The 19043-nt window shown below is 34.7% G+C and carries 16 protein-coding genes and 1 tRNA gene; 15 read left to right on the top strand and 2 right to left on the bottom strand.

The annotated features are described in order from the left end of the window. The first annotated feature begins 6 nt into the window (after positions 1-6). The 15 genes from FQU23_RS01415 to FQU23_RS01345 all read left to right on the top strand — a co-directional run bounded on the left by FQU23_RS01415 (position 7) and on the right by FQU23_RS01345 (position 16763). On the top strand, positions 7-354 hold the full coding sequence (locus FQU23_RS01415; RefSeq protein ID WP_132108447.1) for an FtsL-like putative cell division protein: 348 nt from the start codon (positions 7-9) through the stop codon (positions 352-354). Next, a complete protein-coding gene (locus FQU23_RS01410) occupies positions 345-2348 on the top strand; it encodes a penicillin-binding protein (protein WP_147672273.1) in 2004 nt (667 codons plus the stop codon). Before FQU23_RS01415 ends, FQU23_RS01410 begins: the two co-directional genes overlap by 10 nt. After that, complete coding sequence (locus FQU23_RS01405) at positions 2345-3808, top strand: UDP-N-acetylmuramoyl-L-alanyl-D-glutamate--2,6-diaminopimelate ligase (protein ID WP_165425711.1); 1464 nt, start codon at positions 2345-2347, stop codon at positions 3806-3808. Before FQU23_RS01410 ends, FQU23_RS01405 begins: the two co-directional genes overlap by 4 nt. A 7-nt stretch (positions 3809-3815) precedes the next feature. After that, positions 3816-5045 carry a phospho-N-acetylmuramoyl-pentapeptide-transferase gene (gene mraY, locus FQU23_RS01400; protein ID WP_147672272.1) on the top strand — a complete coding sequence of 410 codons (1230 nt, stop codon included), beginning with the start codon at positions 3816-3818 and terminating at the stop codon, positions 5043-5045. 1 nt (position 5046) lies between these two features. After that, complete coding sequence (gene murD, locus FQU23_RS01395) at positions 5047-6378, top strand: UDP-N-acetylmuramoyl-L-alanine--D-glutamate ligase (RefSeq protein WP_147672271.1); 1332 nt, start codon at positions 5047-5049, stop codon at positions 6376-6378. A gap of 48 nt (positions 6379-6426) precedes the next feature. Further along, complete coding sequence (locus tag FQU23_RS01390) at positions 6427-7716, top strand: FtsW/RodA/SpoVE family cell cycle protein (protein ID WP_147672270.1); 1290 nt, start codon at positions 6427-6429, stop codon at positions 7714-7716. A 46-nt stretch (positions 7717-7762) separates the two neighbouring features. Continuing rightward, positions 7763-8851: an undecaprenyldiphospho-muramoylpentapeptide beta-N-acetylglucosaminyltransferase gene (murG, locus tag FQU23_RS01385; protein WP_147672269.1), complete on the top strand. Its 1089-nt coding sequence runs from the start codon at positions 7763-7765 to the stop codon at positions 8849-8851. 31 nt (positions 8852-8882) lie between these two features. Next, entirely contained in the window at positions 8883-10232 is a 1350-nt protein-coding gene (murC, locus tag FQU23_RS01380) for a UDP-N-acetylmuramate--L-alanine ligase (protein WP_147672268.1), read from the top strand. Beyond that, complete coding sequence (locus FQU23_RS01375; protein ID WP_147672267.1) at positions 10219-10941, top strand: cell division protein FtsQ/DivIB; 723 nt, start codon at positions 10219-10221, stop codon at positions 10939-10941. Before murC ends, FQU23_RS01375 begins: the two co-directional genes overlap by 14 nt. An 8-nt stretch (positions 10942-10949) precedes the next feature. Further along, a complete protein-coding gene (gene ftsA / locus FQU23_RS01370; protein WP_132108431.1) occupies positions 10950-12329 on the top strand; it encodes a cell division protein FtsA in 1380 nt (459 codons plus the stop codon). A gap of 58 nt (positions 12330-12387) precedes the next feature. Next, positions 12388-14343: a cell division protein FtsZ gene (gene ftsZ / locus FQU23_RS01365; protein ID WP_147672266.1), complete on the top strand. Its 1956-nt coding sequence runs from the start codon at positions 12388-12390 to the stop codon at positions 14341-14343. Between the two features lie 308 nt (positions 14344-14651). Continuing rightward, positions 14652-15101, top strand: coding sequence for a GatB/YqeY domain-containing protein (locus FQU23_RS01360; RefSeq protein ID WP_132108427.1), 450 nt, complete (start codon positions 14652-14654; stop codon positions 15099-15101). 86 nt (positions 15102-15187) lie between these two features. After that, positions 15188-15261: transfer RNA gene (locus FQU23_RS01355), tRNA-Arg, on the top strand. Positions 15262-15336: 75 nt separating this feature from the next. After that, a complete protein-coding gene (locus tag FQU23_RS01350) occupies positions 15337-16194 on the top strand; it encodes a zinc-dependent peptidase (protein ID WP_147672265.1) in 858 nt (285 codons plus the stop codon). 137 nt (positions 16195-16331) lie between these two features. After that, positions 16332-16763 carry a CBS domain-containing protein gene (locus FQU23_RS01345; protein ID WP_147672264.1) on the top strand — a complete coding sequence of 144 codons (432 nt, stop codon included), beginning with the start codon at positions 16332-16334 and terminating at the stop codon, positions 16761-16763. 66 nt (positions 16764-16829) lie between these two features. Here the strand turns inward: FQU23_RS01345 and rpe are convergent, their stop codons facing one another. Both rpe and FQU23_RS01335 read right to left on the bottom strand, forming a co-directional pair. Next, positions 16830-17492, bottom strand: a complete 663-nt coding sequence (rpe, locus tag FQU23_RS01340; RefSeq protein WP_147672263.1) for a ribulose-phosphate 3-epimerase — start codon at positions 17490-17492, stop codon at positions 16830-16832. 533 nt (positions 17493-18025) lie between these two features. Beyond that, a complete protein-coding gene (locus FQU23_RS01335; protein ID WP_007137700.1) occupies positions 18026-18889 on the bottom strand; it encodes an RNA polymerase sigma factor RpoD/SigA in 864 nt (287 codons plus the stop codon). Positions 18890-19043 lie beyond the last annotated feature (154 nt).

Below are 19043 nucleotides of genomic sequence, written 5' to 3'. Positions count from 1 at the left end.
TTTAGAATGAAAAATGGTGTTTATAACATATTAAAAGCGAGGTTTCTTATCGACGATGATGCGATGAAAAATTGGCGTTTTATCGTTTTTCTTATTCTTTTAGCGATAATTATGATTGCTAATACACAGCAGTTTGAGCAGAAGGTTTTTAGAATAGCAAAATTATCAACTGAGGTAAAAGAATTGCGTTCAGAATTTGTCGACAGACGTTCCCAGTTAATGAAATTGAAAATGGAATCTACGGTTTCTGAAAAGATGGTAGAAAAAGAAATATTTCCATCGACGGTTCCACCAATTAAAATCAAAGTAAAAAAAGAAGAAGAGAAAACTTTTCTTAAAAAAATATGGCAGTAGAAGATAAACAAATATCATACAGAATCTATCTCGTTGCATTTGCTATCCTTTTGGTAGCGATTGCTATTGCTGTGAAATTAACTAATATTCAGTGGGTTGAAGGAGATTATTACAGGAAATTAGCCAAGGAAAGAACGGTTAAGAATTTTGTTATTCCAGCAAATAAAGGGAATATATATTCTTCTGACGGAAGTTTACTAGCGACTTCAATTCCTAATTATGTAATACGTTTTGACGCTTTGGCTCCAAAAAAAGAAGTATTCGAGAAAAATGTTCAGTCATTATCGGATTCACTTGCGACTGTATTGGGTAAGTCAAGTAGCTTTTATCAAAACGAACTTAGAAGAGCGAGAGCAAATAACAATCGATATTACTTAATCGCCAGGGGTTTAAGTTATACAGATTATATAAAAATCAAAGATTTTCCCTTGTTTAAATTAGGTGCTTACAAAGGCGGTATTATTATCGAACAAAAAACGGTTAGAGAACATCCGATAGGTAAAATAGCTGAACGTACTATTGGTTATGAACGAAAAACACCTTCTGGTGAGTATGATGGAAAAGGAATCGAATGGGCCTACAGAAAATACTTGAATGGAAAAGACGGTAAAATTCTGAAACAAAAAATCGCAAAAGGACAATGGAAACCTATTCGTGATGTTAACGAAGTAGATCCTCAAGATGGCTACGATGTAATATCAACTATTGATGTTTATATCCAAGATATTGCGCATCATGCCTTATTAAAGCAATTGCAAGAGTTTGAGGCTGATCATGGTTGTGTTGTAGTCATGGAAACAGAAACGGGAAAAGTACGCGCTATTTCTAATTTGGGCAGAGCCAATGATGGAACTTATTATGAAACAACTAATTATGCTGTTGCCGAATCACACGAACCGGGGTCAACTTTTAAATTAGTTGATTTAATGGTACTTCTTGAAGATAAAGTTGCTGATACAAGTACGGTGTATGATACAAATGGAGGAGAGATAAGATACTCAGGAAAAGCAGTTAGGGATTCGAAAAAAGGCGGTTATGGTAAAATATCATTAGCGAGAGGATTTGAATTGTCTTCTAATACAGTTTTGGTACAAGCCGTTTATGAAAATTATAAAAACAACCCGTCCAAATTTGTAAAACATGTCAATTCTTATGGTTTTAATAAGAAGTTGAACATGGATTTTAAAGGAGAAGGAAGGCCTTTTATTCCGCAACCAAGTGACAAAAGTTGGTCTAATATTTCGCTTCCTTGGATGGCTTTTGGGTATGGAGTTTCGATAACGCCTATGCAGACTTTAACGTTTTATAATGCTGTTGCTAATAATGGTGTGATGGTAAAACCACAATTTGTGTCAGAAATTAAAGAGTGGAACAAAACCATTGTAAAAATGGAAAAGGAAGTGCTAAATCCAATGATATGTTCGACTGAAACACTTTTGAAATTAAGAGAAGTTTTGAAAAATGTAGTTAGAAAAGGCACTGCCTCTAAATTATATTCGAAAGATTTTTCGATGGCTGGTAAAACAGGTACGGCTCAAGTAAATTACGGAAAACGTGATGGTACGCGTATGCATTACGCATCTTCATTTGTTGGTTATTTTCCTGCTGATAAACCGAAATATTCTTGTATTGTAGTAGTGCATAAACCAAGTACTGCAAAAGGGGACTTTTATGGCGCTGGTGTTGCCGGTCCTGTTTTTAAAAGAATTGCACAAAAGATTTTCACAGATGTTCCTTCGACAAATGAGATAAAAAATATAAACAGAAAAATTCCTAAACAGGAAAAGAATTACGATAACTACTTTGCTAAATTACAAAAACAGCAGGGTTCAATTCCAGATGTTAAAGGAATGCCAGGAATGGATGCAATTGCCTTACTAGAAAACTTAGGTGTAAAAGTAAAAGCTGTTGGAATGGGAAAAGTTAAGGCACAATCGCTTCAAGCGGGTCAGGATATAATAAAAAACACAACTATAACATTAGAATTATTGTGATTATACTAAAAGATATATTATACAAAGTTGCAATCGAAGCGGTACATGGTTCGACGGAAATTGCTATAAACAAAATCGAATTTGATTCAAGAAAAGTTGAAAAAAACGACGTTTTTGTAGCGATTCGTGGATCTGTTTCTGACGGACATGATTATATTCAAAAGGCAATCGAGCTAGGCGCGATCGCCATTGTATGTGATACTTTTCCTGAAGTTTTCGAAAAAGGAATTACTTATATACAACTAAAAGATACAAATACAGCATTAGCCTTCATGGCTGCTAATTATTTTGGAAATCCATCTGATCAATTAAAATTAGTAGGTATTACTGGAACAAACGGGAAAACTACAATCGCTTCTTTACTATATCAATTATTCAAAAAAGCAGGTTTTAAAGTAGGCTTAATCTCGACGGTTAAAATTCTAGTTGATAACATCGAATACAAAGCGACGCACACCACGCCAGATTCAATTACCATCAATCATTACTTGGCTGAAATGAGAAATGAAGGTGTCGAATATTGTTTTATGGAAGTGAGTTCTCATGGAATTCATCAAAAAAGAACTGAAGCGTTGCATTTTGTAGGTGGCGTTTTTACTAATTTGTCTCATGATCACTTAGATTATCATCCAACGTTTGCCGAATACAGAGATGTGAAAAAATCATTTTTTGACAACCTTCCTAAAAACGCTTTTGCGCTGGTAAATAGTGATGATAAAAATGGTGCTATAATGTTGCAAAATACTATAGCAAGTAAACATACTTATGCGTTGAAATCATACGCTGATTATAAAGCGCAAATTCTCGAAAATCAATTATCAGGTTTGTTGTTGAAGGTGGAAGGAAATGAAGTTTGGGTAAAACTAATCGGGACTTTTAATGCTTATAATGTTTTGGCAATTTATGGTACTGCTGTCGAATTAGGGCTTGACAGTTTAGAGACACTTCGCTTGCTGTCTGAACTAGAAAGTGTTTCTGGAAGATTCCAGTTTATTGTTTCTAAGACAAACATTACGGCCATTGTGGATTATGCGCATACGCCAGATGCATTAGAAAATGTTTTAAAAACAACTAATGATATTCGAACAAAAAACGAACAACTAATTACAGTTGTGGGTTGTGGCGGTAATAGAGATAAAACCAAGCGGCCAATTATGGCGAACATCGCTTCTCAATTGAGTGATAAAGTGATTCTTACTTCTGATAATCCAAGAAATGAGGATCCTGAAACTATCATCAAGGAGATGGAAATTGGAGTTTCTGCAGAAAATTATAGAAAAGTACTTTCAATAACTGACAGGAAACAAGCTATAAAAACAGCTTGTCAATTGGCTCAGCCAAATGATATTATTTTGATTGCGGGAAAAGGACATGAGACTTACCAAGAGGTCAACGGAGTGCGTCATGATTTTGACGACATGAAAATAGTAAAAGAGATATTAGAACAACTTCATAAATAGTAGAAATATGCTGTATTACTTTTTTGAATACTTAGACAAGACACTGAATGTCTCAGGGACGGGAGTTTTTCAATATATAACGTTTCGATCGGCATTAGCCTTTATACTTTCGTTGTTGTTGTCTACAATTTATGGAAAAAGAATTATCCGTTTTTTGCAAAATCAGCAAGTAGGAGAAACTGTTCGCGAACTTGGGTTAGCAGGTCAAAATGAAAAAGCGGGAACGCCAACCATGGGAGGTTTGATCATCATATTTGCTACGCTTGTACCTGTTATGTTGTTTGCAAAACTGCAAAATATATATATAGTGCTTTTGATTGTAACTACTTTATGGATGGGGACAATTGGTTTCATAGATGACTATATCAAAATATTTAAAAAAGATAAACAAGGATTAAAAGGTGGTTTTAAAGTAGTTGGGCAAGTAGGTTTAGGTCTTATTGTTGGTGCTGTTCTTTATTTTAGTCCGGGAGTTACTGTACGTACTGATACTGGAAAAGCTGATGTTTTTAGAGTTTCGACGGAGAACGTTATAACGCAGAGTCCGGTTGAGGAAAAATCGACAGCTACTACAATTCCTTTTTTCAAAAATAATGAATTTGATTACGCTGAATTATTAGCTTGGACAGGAGAAGGATATGAAAAATGGGCTTGGTTAATTTTTATTCCTGTAGTTATTTTTATTATCACGGCAGTTTCAAACGGAGCCAATTTAACAGATGGAATCGATGGGCTCGCAGCAGGAACTTCGGCGATATCGGTTTTAGCGCTGGGAATCTTCACCTTCGTTTCTGGAAATATTATTTTTTCGAATTATCTAAATATTATGTACATCCCTAATTCAGGGGAGATGACCGTTTTTATTGCTGCCTTTGTTGGGGCTTTAATTGGATTTCTTTGGTACAATTCCTATCCTGCATCTGTATTTATGGGAGACACAGGAAGTTTGACTATTGGTGGAATCATAGCTGTGCTAGCAATAGCTGTTCGAAAAGAAATGCTGATTCCATTATTATGCGGAATATTTTTGGTTGAAAATCTATCGGTTGTGATACAAGTTGCTTATTTCAAATTTAGCAAAAAGCGCTTTGGCGAAGGCCGTAGAATTTTCCTGATGGCGCCATTGCATCATCATTATCAAAAGAAGGGTTACCACGAAAGTAAAATTGTAACTCGATTTTGGATTGTAGCTATTCTTCTCGCGATACTTTCGATCATTACTCTAAAATTAAGATAATATGAGACTAGTAGTTTTAGGTGGAGGAGAAAGTGGAGTAGGTACTGCCATTTTGGGTAAGAAAAAAGGATATGATGTTTTTGTATCTGATTTTGGAAAGATAAAAGAGAATTACAAGAAAGTTCTTATAGATAATAGTATTGATTGGGAAGACGAAAAGCATACAGAGGATTTAATTCTAAATGCCGATGTAGTCATGAAAAGTCCTGGGATTCCAGATAAATCTCCAATTGTAAAAAAACTGGTTGAAAAAGGGATTTCGGTGATTTCTGAAATAGAATTTGCCGCTCCTTTTACTAAGGCAGTTACAATAGGAGTTACAGGAAGCAATGGAAAAACGACCACTACGATGTTGACTTATCACCTGCTTAAATCGGGTGGATTAAACATAGGATTGGGCGGAAATATAGGTAAGAGTTTTGCCTTGCAAGTTGCTGAAGATAAATACGATTCTTACATATTAGAATTGAGTAGTTTTCAACTGGACGGGATCGTGGATTACAAACCCCATATTGCTATTATTACAAATATAAGTCCCGATCATTTAGATAGATACGATTATAATTATCAAAATTATATTGATTCTAAAATGAGAATTACAATGAATCAAACCGAGGATGATTACCTCATTTATGACGCAGATGACGAGGCCATTACAGCATGGTTAGGAAATAATAAAACGAACGCTAAATTAATCCCTTTTTCTTTGACAAAAACATTCAACGAAGGAGCCTTTATACAAAACAACAAAATGGAAGTAAAAATCAATCAGGATGAATTTTTAATGGAAACAGAATCTATTGCATTAGAAGGAAAACATAATATGAAAAATGCAATGGCAGCAACCTCTGTGGCAAAATTGATGCAAATTAGAAAAGCAACAATCCGTGAAAGTTTATCTAATTTTCAAGGAGTGGAACACCGCCTTGAGAATGTATTGAAAATTCAAAATGTACAATATATCAATGATTCAAAAGCAACTAACGTAAATGCTACTTTTTTTGCACTAGACAGTATGAATATGCCTACAGTGTGGATTGTGGGTGGTGTTGATAAAGGAAATGACTACAATGAATTGATGTCATTAGTACGTGAAAAAGTAAAAGCTATTATTTGTCTTGGTGTTGATAATAAGAAAATCATCGATGCTTTTGGGAATGTAGTTGATATGATGGTTGAAGTAACAAATATGAATGATGCTGTAAGAATGGCACAACGATTAACCGAGAAGGGAGATGCTGTATTGCTGTCGCCTGCATGTGCGAGTTTTGATTTGTTTGAAAGCTATGAGGATAGAGGAAATCAATTTAAACAAGCGGTTCATAATCTATAATTTTAGAGTTAAGATTTAGATTTTATAAAGAATATATAAATAATGCAAATGAAACAACTAATAGGTAAATTAAAAGGAGATAAAGTAATATGGTCATTTGTGGCTTTATTAGCCTTGTTTTCGTTTATGCCTGTTTTTAGTGCCAGTAGTAATTTGGCTTATTTAGGACATGGAACTGGAAATACATTGGGGTATTTGGTAAAACATTTAGTTCATATCTGTATCGGTTTTCTAATTATTTATGGCGTACATCGAGTTCCGTATCATTATTTTAGAGCAATATCTAAGGTGGCGTTACCCGTGGTTTGGTTATTATTACTTTATACTCTAATCAAAGGAACTGTAATTGCTGGGGCAAATGCAAGTAGATGGATTCAGGTTCCTTTTATAGGGATGTCATTCCAGACGTCGACATTGGCATCAGTAGTGTTGTTTATATTTGTAGCCCGTTATTTATCTAAAACTAGAGAAGAGCCAATAAGCTTTAAGACCTCGCTATGGGAACTGTGGTTGCCGGTATTTGTAACTTTGATTCTAATTTTGCCTGCTAATTTCTCTACTACAGCATTAATTTTTGCAATGATACTTATGTTAGTTTTTATTGGAAAATACCCATTAAAATATCTTGGAGCGATTGTAGGTTCAGGGTTTTTGTTTCTTGTTTTTTTTGTGCTTGTCGCCAAAGCTTTTCCGGATTCGCGATTTTTTAGTAGGGTAAGCACTTGGGAGAGTAGAATCGAAAATTTCAGTACGGATAAGCCGGATGAAGATGATTACCAAATTGAGAAAGCTAAGATTGCAATTGCATCGGGTAAAATTTATGGATTAGGTCCTGGAAAAAGTGTTCAGAAGAATTTTTTACCGCAATCCTCGTCTGACTTTATATATGCAATTATAGTCGAAGAATATGGTCTTATCGGCGGATTTGGAGTTCTAGTCTTATATTTATTATTGCTGTTTCGATTCGTGATAGCGTCGCATAAAGCTAATACAACCTTTGGAAAGTTAGTCGTCGTTGGGCTTGGTTTTCCTATGATATTTCAGGCGATGGTCAATATGGCTGTTGCTGTAGAATTATTGCCGGTCACGGGTCAGACTTTACCGCTAATTAGTAGTGGAGGTAGTTCTATTTGGATGACTTGCTTTGCACTTGGAATTATTATCAGTGTAACTAAAAAGGATGAGGAAATTGAAGAAGAACTAAAGACAGCTGCTAAGCGTGAAGAAGCACTTCAAAAATTAATCGATGCTGAGTTAGAATCGGAACATAAGATGGAGGAGGATTATTCGATACAAGATAAAACTTCAAACCCCATGAATGCGGTTTTAAATAAATAATAGTACTAAGGAATTAGTTAATTTTTAAACTAAAATTTTCAACAAGATGAGACAATATAAATTCATATTAAGTGGTGGTGGAACAGGTGGACATATCTATCCTGCAATCGCCATTGCAAATGAATTAAAATCTCGCTTTCCTGATGCTGATTTTCTTTTTGTTGGTGCCAGAGATAAGATGGAAATGCAAAAAGTACCTCAGTCCGGTTTTAAAATCAGAGGTTTGTGGATTGCAGGTTTGCAAAGAAAAATAAGTGCCCAAAATTTAATGTTTCCATTGAAATTAGCCGATAGTTTATGGAAATCAAGAAAAATATTAAATGAGTTTAAGCCGGATGTAGTTATTGGAACAGGTGGATTTGCCAGCGGACCATTGTTAAAAATGGCCAGTATAATGGGGATTCCGACAGTGATTCAAGAACAGAATTCGTTTCCAGGGATTACAAACAAATTATTAAGCAAGAATGCAAATACAATTTGTGTGGCTTATGAAAATCTAGAACGGTTTTTTCCAAAAGAAAAAATGGTTCTAACTGGGAATCCAGTTCGTGAGGATTTAATTGATATTGAAACTAAAAGAGCAGCTGCTACTGCGTACTTTAATTTAGATGCTGATAAAAAAACACTATTAGTTCTTGGTGGAAGCCTTGGGGCAAGAAGAGTAAATCAATTGATCGAAAAAGAATTGGCTAATTTTCAAAAACAAAATGTTCAAATAATATGGCAGTGCGGCAAATTGTATTTCGAAGAGTATAAAAAATACAATTCTGCGACAGTGCAGGTGGTTGACTTTATCGAAAGAATGGATTATGTATATGCTGCAGCAGATATTATTATTTCCAGAGCGGGAGCGTCCTCAGTATCGGAATTATGTATTGTTGGTAAGCCAGTAATTTTTATCCCGTCGCCTAATGTTGCGGAAGATCATCAAACAAAAAATGCAAGAGCTATTGTTGATAAAAAAGGTGCGCTATTGTTAAAAGAATCAGAACTTGATTCAGAGTTTAGCTTGGTTTTTGAAGCGCTGTTAAAAGATAAGGGAAAGCAAAGTCAATTGAGCGAAAATATCAAACAATTAGCGATGCCTAACGCTACAAAAATGATTGTAGATAAGATAGTAACTTTAATAAAATAGCAAGTAAGATTTGCAATTGAAAAAATAAAAAATGGATTTAAAGCAAATACATAACGTCTACTTCATCGGCATTGGTGGCATCGGAATGAGCGCTTTGGCTCGGTATTTTAAAAATATCGGCAAGCAAGTTTCCGGTTATGATAAAACGCCATCAGCTTTGACAAAAGAGCTCATTGATAGTGGTATTGCAATTCATTTTGAGGACAGGATCGATTTGATTCCTGAAGATTATTATATCGAAAACACCTTAGTAATTATTACGCCTGCAGTTCCTAAAACACATTCGGAATGGAATTATTTTGTTGAACGTGAATATAGTATTAAGAAAAGAGCAGAAGTTTTAGGGATAATTACAAAAGATACTTTTTGTTTTGCGGTTGCGGGAACGCACGGTAAAACAACAACGTCTAGTATTTTAGGCCATATTTTGCATGATAGCGGTGCAGATGTTACTGCTTTTATTGGAGGAATAGTAGAAAATTATAATTCGAATTTAGTAGGAAACGGAAAAACCGTTACCGTTGTTGAAGCAGATGAATTTGATCGTTCGTTTTTACATTTGTATCCTAATATCGCTTGTATTACATCAATGGATGCGGATCATTTAGATATTTATGGAACCAGTGATGCGATAGAAGAATCCTTTGTTGAATTTGCAAATAAAGTAGAAGATAAAAGTAGATTATTTATCACCACCGAATTACCTTTAGAAGGCGTTACCGTAGCGGTGAGTGAAGACGCTGTTTACAGTGCAGTTAATGTTAGGATCGATAACGGGAGTTATATTTTTGATGTAAAAACACCAGATGAAATTTTGAAAGATTTCCGTTTTGGATTACCTGGAAAACACAATTTAATGAATGCCTTGATGGCTATCGCAATGGCAATAAATTTCGGCACCCCAACCGATGCCATTGCAATAGCCCTGGCTTCATTTAAAGGGATAAGAAGAAGGTTTTCTTATCAGATAAAAACAGATGAGTTAGTCTATATCGATGATTATGCGCATCACCCAACAGAGATTAATGCGGTTTATCAGGCGGTAAGAGAATTATATCCTACTAGAAAAGTTTTAGCCTTGTTTCAGCCCCATTTGTTCAGTAGAACAAAAGATTTTGCTGATGATTTTGCCAAAAGTTTATCGCAGTTTGATGAGTTGTTGTTAATGGATATTTATCCAGCACGAGAATTGCCGATGGAAGGAATAACATCAGAATGGTTGTTGAAAAAAGTGGAAAATAAAAATAAAAAATTAGTTTCAAAAGAAAATGTGATAGGGGCAATCCTGGAAAGTGATGCTCAAATAATCGTTACGATTGGAGCGGGAGATATTGGAGAATTAGTAGGGTCAATTAAAAAAGCGCTAAATGAAAATATTTAACTGGACAAACATAAGATTAGTGCTCATGTTAGGGGTTGTAATTTTTCTTTTTTCGTTTTCTTCTAATCGAAATCAAAACAGAAAACTCACTAAATCTGTCGTTGTTTTTGAAGGAGATAATGCTCTTTTTGTAAAAAGAGAAACGGTTAATAAATTGTTAATAGAAAATAAAGAGAATGCCTCAAGCATTGGAAAAGATAAATTAGATTTGAATAAGCTAGAAAGAAGACTGAATTCAAATGAGATGATTGACAAATCAGATGTGTTTGTAAGTATTGATGGTGTTCTTAAAGCGGTAGTAGTTCAAAAGACACCAGTAGCAAGGGTTTTCGATAAAGAAGGTTCTTTTTATGTTGATTACGAGGGTGGTATCATGCCGCTTTCAGACAATTTTACGGCCAGAGTTCCGCTTGTTTCGGGGGTGATTAATAGAAAAAATAGCGAAAAATATTCTCAATTATTCCGTGCAATTTATGACGATGATTTTTTGAAAAAAAACATCATTGCTATAGAAGTTATGCACAATGGACGGTTGAAAATGCTCAATAGGAATTATAATTATGAAATTGATTTTGGAGATATTGCAAATATGGAGCAAAAATTCAAAGATTATAAGGCCTTTTTTCAAAAAGCAGTTTTAGATAGTTCGTTATATAAGTATAAAAAAATAGACCTCAGATTTACAAAACAAGTAGTTTGCACTAAATAAATAGATAAATGGAAAAAGAGAATGTTGCAGTGGGTCTAGATATTGGGACAACAAAAATTGTTGCCATGATAGGCAAGAAAAATGAATACGGTAAGTTGGAAATATTAGGAGTTGGTAAATCTAAAAGTTTAGGTGTGGCCAGAGGAGTTGTGAATAATATTACACAAACCATACAATCCATCCAACAAGCTGTTCAAGAAGCCGAAAATAATTCAGGTTATAAAATTAAGGATGTTGTGGTAGGAATTGCTGGACAACACATACGCAGTATTCAACATACGGATTATATCAGTAGAAGTAATCCTGAGGAAGTTATAGGCGGAGCTGATATTCAGCTTTTGATTGACCAAGTGAATAAATTGGCTATGTTGCCAGGGGAAGAAATTATTCACGTTTTGCCACAAGAATTTAAAATTGATGGTCAATCTGAAATTAAAGAGCCTATAGGAATGTATGGCGGAAGACTAGAATCTAGTTTTCACGTTGTTGTGGGGCAAGCATCATCTATTCGAAACGTAGGAAGATGTATCCAAAGTTCAGGGATCGAATTGTCAGGATTGACATTAGAGCCATTAGCATCTTGTGACGCTGTATTGAGTCAAGAAGAAAAAGAAGCTGGAGTTGCCTTAATCGATATTGGTGGCGGAACAACAGATTTAGCAATTTTTAAAGATGGAATTATACGCCACACTGCCGTAATTCCTTTTGGAGGAAATGTAATTTCTGATGATATAAAAGAAGGTTGTTCAATCATTGAAAAACAAGCAGAATTATTAAAAGTAAAATTTGGTTCAGCTTGGCCAGGTGAAAACAGAGATAACGAAATAGTTTCTATTCCAGGATTAAGAGGAAGAGAGCCAAAAGAAATTTCTCTTAAAAACTTGTCAAAAATAATTCACGCGCGTGTTGTTGAAATTGTTGAGTTAGTTTTTACAGAAATCAAAGCCTACGGACATGAAGATCCACGCAAGAAGTTAATCGCTGGAATTGTTCTTACAGGTGGCGGTGCGCAACTAAAACATATTAAGCAGTTAGTAGAATACATCACTGGGATGGATACTAGAATAGGTTATCCAAACGAGCATTTAGCAGGTGATTCTGATGAGGAATTTTCTAGTCCATTATATGCTACGGCAGTAGGGTTAGTGATGAACAGCATCGAAAATAATACGCAAAGTGCTGTTAGAAAAGACGAAATTGTTCAGCCAAAAGCAGCGCCATATCGTGCCCCTGTTATGGAGGTTCAGGATCGAAGAGAGGAAGAAGAGCAAGAATTAGAAACGGCTAGGAATGTTACTAAGGAAGAATCTACTGGAGACAAAATAAAACGCTCCTTTTTTGATCGCTATGTCGACAAGATCAAAGATTTTTTAGATAACGCAGAATAGGGCAAAGACCCAATAACAAAATACAACAATTAATAATTAATATCAAAAACCAAATAAAATGATGAGCAACTCAGAATTTGGAAGTATTTCATTTGATTTACCAAAAAACCAATCAAATGTAATCAAAGTAATTGGTGTAGGTGGAGGCGGAAGTAACGCCATAAACCACATGTTTAAACAAGGAATTAAAGGAGTAGACTTTATTGTTTGTAATACTGATTCTCAGGCATTACAAAGCAGTTCAGTTCCTAATAAAATTCAGCTAGGTGTGAACCTAACTGAAGGACTTGGTGCAGGAGCAAATCCTGACGTAGGTCAACAATCAGCTATAGAAAGTATCGCTGAAATTGAAAAGATGTTGGATCGCAATACTAAGATGGTTTTTATCACTGCTGGAATGGGTGGTGGAACCGGTACAGGTGCTGCGCCAGTAATTGCACAATTAGCTAAAGAAAGAGAAATTCTTACGGTTGGTATTGTAACACTTCCATTCTTGTTTGAAGGAAAAGTGCGTCAAGAGCAAGCGAAAATTGGAATCGAAAAACTGCGCAAGCAAGTAGACTCTTTAATTGTTATCAATAACAATAAACTTAGAGAAGTATATGGAAACCTTGGTTTCAAAGCTGGATTCTCAAAGGCCGATGAGGTTTTAGCGACTGCGTCTCGAGGAATTGCAGAAGTAATAACACACCACTATACTCAAAATATCGACTTACGTGATGCTAAGACAGTTTTGTCTAATAGCGGAACTGCGATAATGGGATCAGCTAATGCTGAAGGTGAAAACAGAGCTAAAGAGGCAATTGTGTCTGCTTTAGATTCTCCTTTACTAAATGATAATAAAATTACAGGTGCCAAAAACGTATTGTTGCTCATCGTTTCAGGTTCTAATGAAATCACTTTAGATGAAATTGGGGAAATTAACGACCATATTCAAAATGAAGCGGGTCACAATGCCAATATTATTATGGGTGTTGGTGAAGACGAAACATTAGGTGATGCCATTGCAGTTACCATCATTGCAACGGGGTTTGATATTGAACAACAAAATGGAATTGTAAACACAGAGCCAAAAAAAATAATTCATACACTAGAGGATGAACAAAGAAGTTTTCATAATCTATCACAAAACACAGTAGCGGGATTTGATTTAAACGCTGAAAAAACAGTTTCAGAGTCTAATCAAAGAGTTGTTTTCGATTTAGTGGAAGACGAGGTTACTCCAGAGCCAGTAGTTCCTGTTGCGGGAAACGAAGAGTTGATGGCAATGTCTGAGTTTATTAAGAACCTAGATGTTAGTTTCGAAATTGTTTCTCCTATTAAAGATATTGATTTTACTTTCTCTTCTCCTAGAGCTGCAGAAGTAAAAGAAGTGCAACAGCCAAAAGCGATAGAAAGACAAGAACAAACTACTTTCTCTTTTGATTTACCAGTTCATAAGTCTGAGCCAGTATACAAGCCAGAGCCAGTGCAAAAAGTAGAAGAAGAAGAAAAAATATTTTTTGAATTGACTAATGAAACACGTGACATCAAGGTGAACCAACCCGTTCAATTTGTACCTGTGACTGAATTGTCAGATAAAGGAATTATCAAGTATTCTCTTGAAGAGTATATGGAAGTCGAAGATAATTTCGCCTCTTCTAAACCAGTTGCAAAAGTGGTTGAAGAAGTTATTCCTGCTGAGATGAACATCACGATGAAGCAAGTTCAAGCTAGTGTAGAAGCTCCTACAAGATTCGAGGAAATCTCTCCTATGGAAATGACAATAGAGGATACTTTGAAGCTTAGAGCTGACGAGAGAAGAAAAAAGTTGAAAGAATTCAACTACAAGTTTCATAATAATGTTTCTAAATTGGATGAATACGAAAAAGAGCCTGCTTATAAGAGATTAGGAATTGACATCTCAAATACACAGTCAAACAATACAAATTCGAGAATATCTGTTGGAACTGATAGTAACAACGATTTACAGTTGCGTTCTAACAATTCTTTTTTACATGATAATGTAGATTAATACGTACATAATTCATTATTATTTAACCCGAAAATTGAATTTAATTTTCGGGTTATTTTTTTTATCTTCGCACATGTAATGTGGGTTTTTATTTTATGGGCCTTAATCCTTATTTCGTTTCAAGCTTTTTCTCGAAACTGCTTTTTTCAAAGTCCTTAAAAGAGCTTCCTTCGGTCGCTTTTTAAGTTCAAGAAAAATGCAATTTCTCATAAAAGGCTTTTCACTACAATCAGGGGCAGAAAAAAAAATATTATACAAGTTACTAGTAATTAAACTAAGCAGTCTTGCTTAATCAAATAAAAACAAAAATGAGTTTATCAGTACAAATCATGGACGAGCTTAAAGCTGCCATGAGAGCCAAAGATACAGTAGCTTTAGAAGCTTTAAGAGCAATTAAATCCGAAATCCTTTTAGCTCAGACAGCTTCAGGTTCAAAAGAAGAAATTTCAGAGGATGATGAAGTTAAATTACTTCAAAGATTAGTTAAAACACGTAAAGAAAGCGCAAGAATCTTCACAGAGCAAAACCGTTTAGATCTTGCTGAACCAGAATTAGCACAAATCGCAGTTATTGAAAAATTCTTACCTGCGCAATTAAGCGAAGCAGAAGTAGAAGCTGTGATTGCAAAAATCATTGCCGAAACTGGTGCAAGCGGAATAGCTTCAATGGGTAAAGTAATGGGATTAGCGTCTGCACAACTAGGAGGAACAGCCGAAGGTAAAACTATCTCTTCAATAGTTAAGAAATTATTGGTTTAAATAATTTAAGATTTAGGATTTAGGAATTTTGATTTGGGATTGGGAAAATAATCCTAAATCAAAATTCCTAATTCATTACTCAATATGGCTGCGTAGTTCAACTGGATAGAATATCAGATTTCGACTCTGAGGGTTGCAGGTTCGAACCCTGTCGCGGCCACTATAATAGAAGCAATAAAGTAGCAAAATATGTTTTGCCATTTTATTGCTTTTTTGTTTTAAAACAGTAGATTTAATGCCAAATCAAATCTCTAGGATTTTAGCTATAGTAACGATGGATGTATTTCAAGTTTTTCTAATTGGATTTATCGGAATCATAATAGTTCTTTTTGTTGTAAGGCTAATTGTTGAACCGCTATTTGTCATGGTTTTTAATAAGCCGCTATATATTCATTGGTATCCTTTTAAAAAAAAATTGAGTCTGCCGCAGAGAGATATTCTAAGAAAGGAATGCGCTTTTTACCAAAGATTATCTGAAAATAGAAAACTGTTTTTTGAACATCGAATGGCTGTCTTTATTACAAACTATAAGTTTTTCGGGAAAGATAATTTTGTAGTTACTGATCAGTGTAAGGTTTTAATTGCTGCTTCTTATGTAATGCTGACTTTTGGGATGCGACATTATTTGATTAATGTTTTTGATAAGATAATCATTTATTCACACTCTTATTTATCGACCGTACGAGAAGAGTATCATAAGGGAGAATTCAATCCCAGATTAAAAGCCTTGGTTTTTTCTTGGCAGGATTTTATGGAAGGAAATCGTTTTGATAATGATAACCTTAATCTTGGAATACATGAGTTTTCCCATGCATTGTATTTTCATGGGTTGAGAAGTAGGGATCAAAGTAGTGTTGTTTTTGCGAGTACTTATGTAAAAATACAAGAGTATTTAGTGCGACCTAACGTGTTGAACCAACTTGTCGCGTCTAATTATTTCAGAATTTATGCTTATACTAATCAAATGGAGTTTTTGGCAGTAATTTTAGAACATTTTTTTGAAACACCTCAAGTATTCCAGAAAGAGTTTCCAGAGCTTTATGATAACGTTAAGGAGCTGATTAATTTCGATAATCGAGATTTAAAGCTATAAAATTCCCTTGTTGCGAAAGATCTATATACGTTGAATAAGACTAGAATTTGTGACCTCTAATTATTTTGGATTATTTCAGTTTGTTGCGCTCTTCTTTTTTTGTTGTAAATTTAAGTACAATTAAAAACTATGATGTTATGAAACAGAATGTACCAGTATCCACAATTATGACTAAAAATATAATTAAGTTGAATCTTTCTGATGATTTAACTAAAGCTGAATCCTTATTTAAAGCAAATAAAATCAGACACATTCCGGTTGTAAGTGAATATAAGATTGTTGGATTACTCAGTTACACTGATTTGTTGAGGGTCTCTTATGCAGAGTTGGTTGATGATGAAACTGAAAAGGTAGATTCTATTGTCTTTAATATGTTCGCCATAAATCAAGTAATGGTTAAGGATATAGTCGTGATCTCGTCTGAAACGACCATAAAAGAGGCTGCCGAAATTTTATCTAAAAATGAATTTCATGCTTTGCCTGTTTGTGATAACGATGCATTAGTTGGTATTGTTACTACTACAGATTTGATAAAATACTTATTGGATCAATACACGGAAGTACTATAAAAAAAATCCCGTATTAAATGTAGTACGGGAGTTTTCAAATGTTATAAAAAAAAATATAATGATTTATTAAATTGCTGTCAACTTTTTTAAGTCAGCAATAGTTGCAGTTGGGTTTTCAGCTTTAAATACATAGCTACCTGCTACAAGCACATCTGCTCCAGCTTCTACAAGTTGCTTTGCGTTTTTGTTTGTAACACCACCGTCGACTTCAATTAATGTCGTTGCTCCTTTTCTGGTGATTAAAGCTTTTAGTTTTTGAACTTTAGCATAAGTGTTCTCGATAAACGATTGTCCTCCAAAACCAGGATTCACACTCATTATACACACTAAGTCGATATCGTTGATAACGTCTTCTAACAAGTCGATATTAGTATGAGGATTAATTGCTACTCCAGCTTTCATTCCTTCCGCTTTGATAGCTTGTAGCGTTCTGTGAAGATGTGTACAGGCTTCAAGGTGTACGCTTAGGATATTAGCACCAAGATCAGCAAAAGTCTTGATATAACGGTCTGGATCTACAATCATCAAATGTACATCAATCGTTTTTTTAGCATGCTTGTTAATTGCTTCCAAAACTGGCATTCCGTACGAAATGTTGGGAACAAAAACACCATCCATGATGTCAATATGAAACCAGTCTGCCTCACTATTGTTGATCATTTCGATGTCGCGTTGTAGATTTCCAAAATCGGCAGCCAATACTGAGGGTGCAATAAGTGTATTTTTCATTTTAAGCTGAATTTATTTCAACATATTGTTATTGCTGAAATCTGTTAGTGTTGTTTAATCTGAATTTATTTCAGATTTTTAAGTTGTAGTTTTTGCAAAATTAGGTTATTTAAAACAAATGCGGAAATTTTTTTGTGAGCACAAATTGAAATTGGGATAGGGTTGTTGCGTTAGGGATTGCAATGAAAATCCTTTTTCTTTTTTCTTTAAAAAGGAAAAGATTGCAATGGAAAGCCCGACCCGAAGTTTTTATGAAGGGTAACGCCGAAATCAATTGCGATTACAAAATGCAATTTCAATAAAAAAAAGGGGATAAAGGAGGGGAGAATCTGAAACAAGTCCAGATTAAAAAAGTAAAACTCCGGAAACCCGAGAGCTTCGCTCGAACAGACCGAGGGTTTTACTGAAAAAGTAAAACTCCGGTAATCAGCCGGAGTTTCAATCATCAATCAAAAAACGAACAGTCAATCAAACTGTTGTTCATTTTGAATTAAAATGTTTAATAGTTTAAAGATTTTAATTGGGGGATATTTTTAACCTAGGTAGGTTTTTAGTATTTTACTTCTAGAAGTGTGTTTCAATCTACGGATTGCTTTTTCCTTGATTTGACGCACACGCTCACGAGTTAGGTCGAAAGTTTCTCCAATTTCTTCAAGAGTCATTGGGTGTTGGTCTCCAAGTCCAAAGTACAAACGAACTACATCAGCCTCTCTTGGAGTCAATGTTTCTAATGAACGCTCGATTTCAGTACGTAAAGATTCGTGGATTAATTCTCTGTCTGGATTTGGAGATTCACCAGAACGCAATACATCGTAAAGGTTAGAATCTTCTCCTTCAACAAGAGGTGCATCCATTGATAAGTGACGACCAGAGTTTTTCATAGACTCTTTTACATCATTTACAGTCATGTCTAGTTCTTTTGCAATTTCCTCAGCAGAAGGTGGACGCTCGTTAGATTGCTCTAATAAGGCATACATTTTGTTGATTTTATTGATAGAGCCAATTTTATTTAAAGGCAAACGAACGATACGAGATTGTTCTGCCAAAGCTTGTAGTATTGATTGACGAATCCACCATACCGCATAGGAGATGAATTTAAATCCACGAGTTTCATCAAAACGTTGTGCTGCTTTTATCAATCCTAAATTCCCTTCGTTAATTAAATCAGGAAGTGTTAACCCTTGATTTTGGTATTGTTTTGCTACCGAAACAACGAAACGTAAATTTGCTTTTGTTAATTTCTCAAGGGCTTTTTGATCCCCGGCTTTAATTTTTTGTGCTAATTCAACCTCTTCGTCAGCGGTAATAAGATCAACCTTTCCAATTTCTTGTAAATATTTGTCTAATGAAGCAGTTTCACGATTGGTTACCTGCTTGGTGATTTTAAGTTGTCTCATGTTTTTGTGTCCTCTTTTAAGTGTACAAGTAGTTATACGTATGGAGTTGCAAAAAAGTTACAATAATTTTATAAATACTTTAATTAAAAGTCAAAACCCCCATTTCAAATGAATGAAAAGGGGGTTTTTATAAATAAACCTTTAGTAAACTAAG

Origin of the sequence: Flavobacterium sp. XN-5, assembly GCF_008033395.2 — a bacterium.
In the GTDB taxonomy this organism is placed as follows: Bacteria; Bacteroidota; Bacteroidia; order Flavobacteriales; family Flavobacteriaceae; genus Flavobacterium; species Flavobacterium hiemivividum.
This window is presented reverse-complemented; position numbering and strand designations above follow the sequence as displayed.

Coding starts and splice junctions, on each gene's coding strand:
- FQU23_RS01345 (WP_147672264.1), top strand. CDS start 16,332: ATGAAACAGAATGTACCAGTATCCACAATTATGACTAAAAATATAATT.
- FQU23_RS01360 (WP_132108427.1), top strand. CDS start 14,652: ATGAGTTTATCAGTACAAATCATGGACGAGCTTAAAGCTGCCATGAGA.
- FQU23_RS01415 (WP_132108447.1), top strand. CDS start 7: ATGAAAAATGGTGTTTATAACATATTAAAAGCGAGGTTTCTTATCGAC.
- FQU23_RS01390 (WP_147672270.1), top strand. CDS start 6,427: ATGAAACAACTAATAGGTAAATTAAAAGGAGATAAAGTAATATGGTCA.
- FQU23_RS01350 (WP_147672265.1), top strand. CDS start 15,337: ATGCCAAATCAAATCTCTAGGATTTTAGCTATAGTAACGATGGATGTA.
- murC (WP_147672268.1), top strand. CDS start 8,883: ATGGATTTAAAGCAAATACATAACGTCTACTTCATCGGCATTGGTGGC.
- murD (WP_147672271.1), top strand. CDS start 5,047: ATGAGACTAGTAGTTTTAGGTGGAGGAGAAAGTGGAGTAGGTACTGCC.
- rpe (WP_147672263.1), bottom strand. CDS start 17,492: ATGAAAAATACACTTATTGCACCCTCAGTATTGGCTGCCGATTTTGGA.
- mraY (WP_147672272.1), top strand. CDS start 3,816: ATGCTGTATTACTTTTTTGAATACTTAGACAAGACACTGAATGTCTCA.
- murG (WP_147672269.1), top strand. CDS start 7,763: ATGAGACAATATAAATTCATATTAAGTGGTGGTGGAACAGGTGGACAT.
- ftsA (WP_132108431.1), top strand. CDS start 10,950: ATGGAAAAAGAGAATGTTGCAGTGGGTCTAGATATTGGGACAACAAAA.
- FQU23_RS01375 (WP_147672267.1), top strand. CDS start 10,219: ATGAAAATATTTAACTGGACAAACATAAGATTAGTGCTCATGTTAGGG.
- FQU23_RS01410 (WP_147672273.1), top strand. CDS start 345: ATGGCAGTAGAAGATAAACAAATATCATACAGAATCTATCTCGTTGCA.
- ftsZ (WP_147672266.1), top strand. CDS start 12,388: ATGATGAGCAACTCAGAATTTGGAAGTATTTCATTTGATTTACCAAAA.
- FQU23_RS01335 (WP_007137700.1), bottom strand. CDS start 18,889: ATGAGACAACTTAAAATCACCAAGCAGGTAACCAATCGTGAAACTGCT.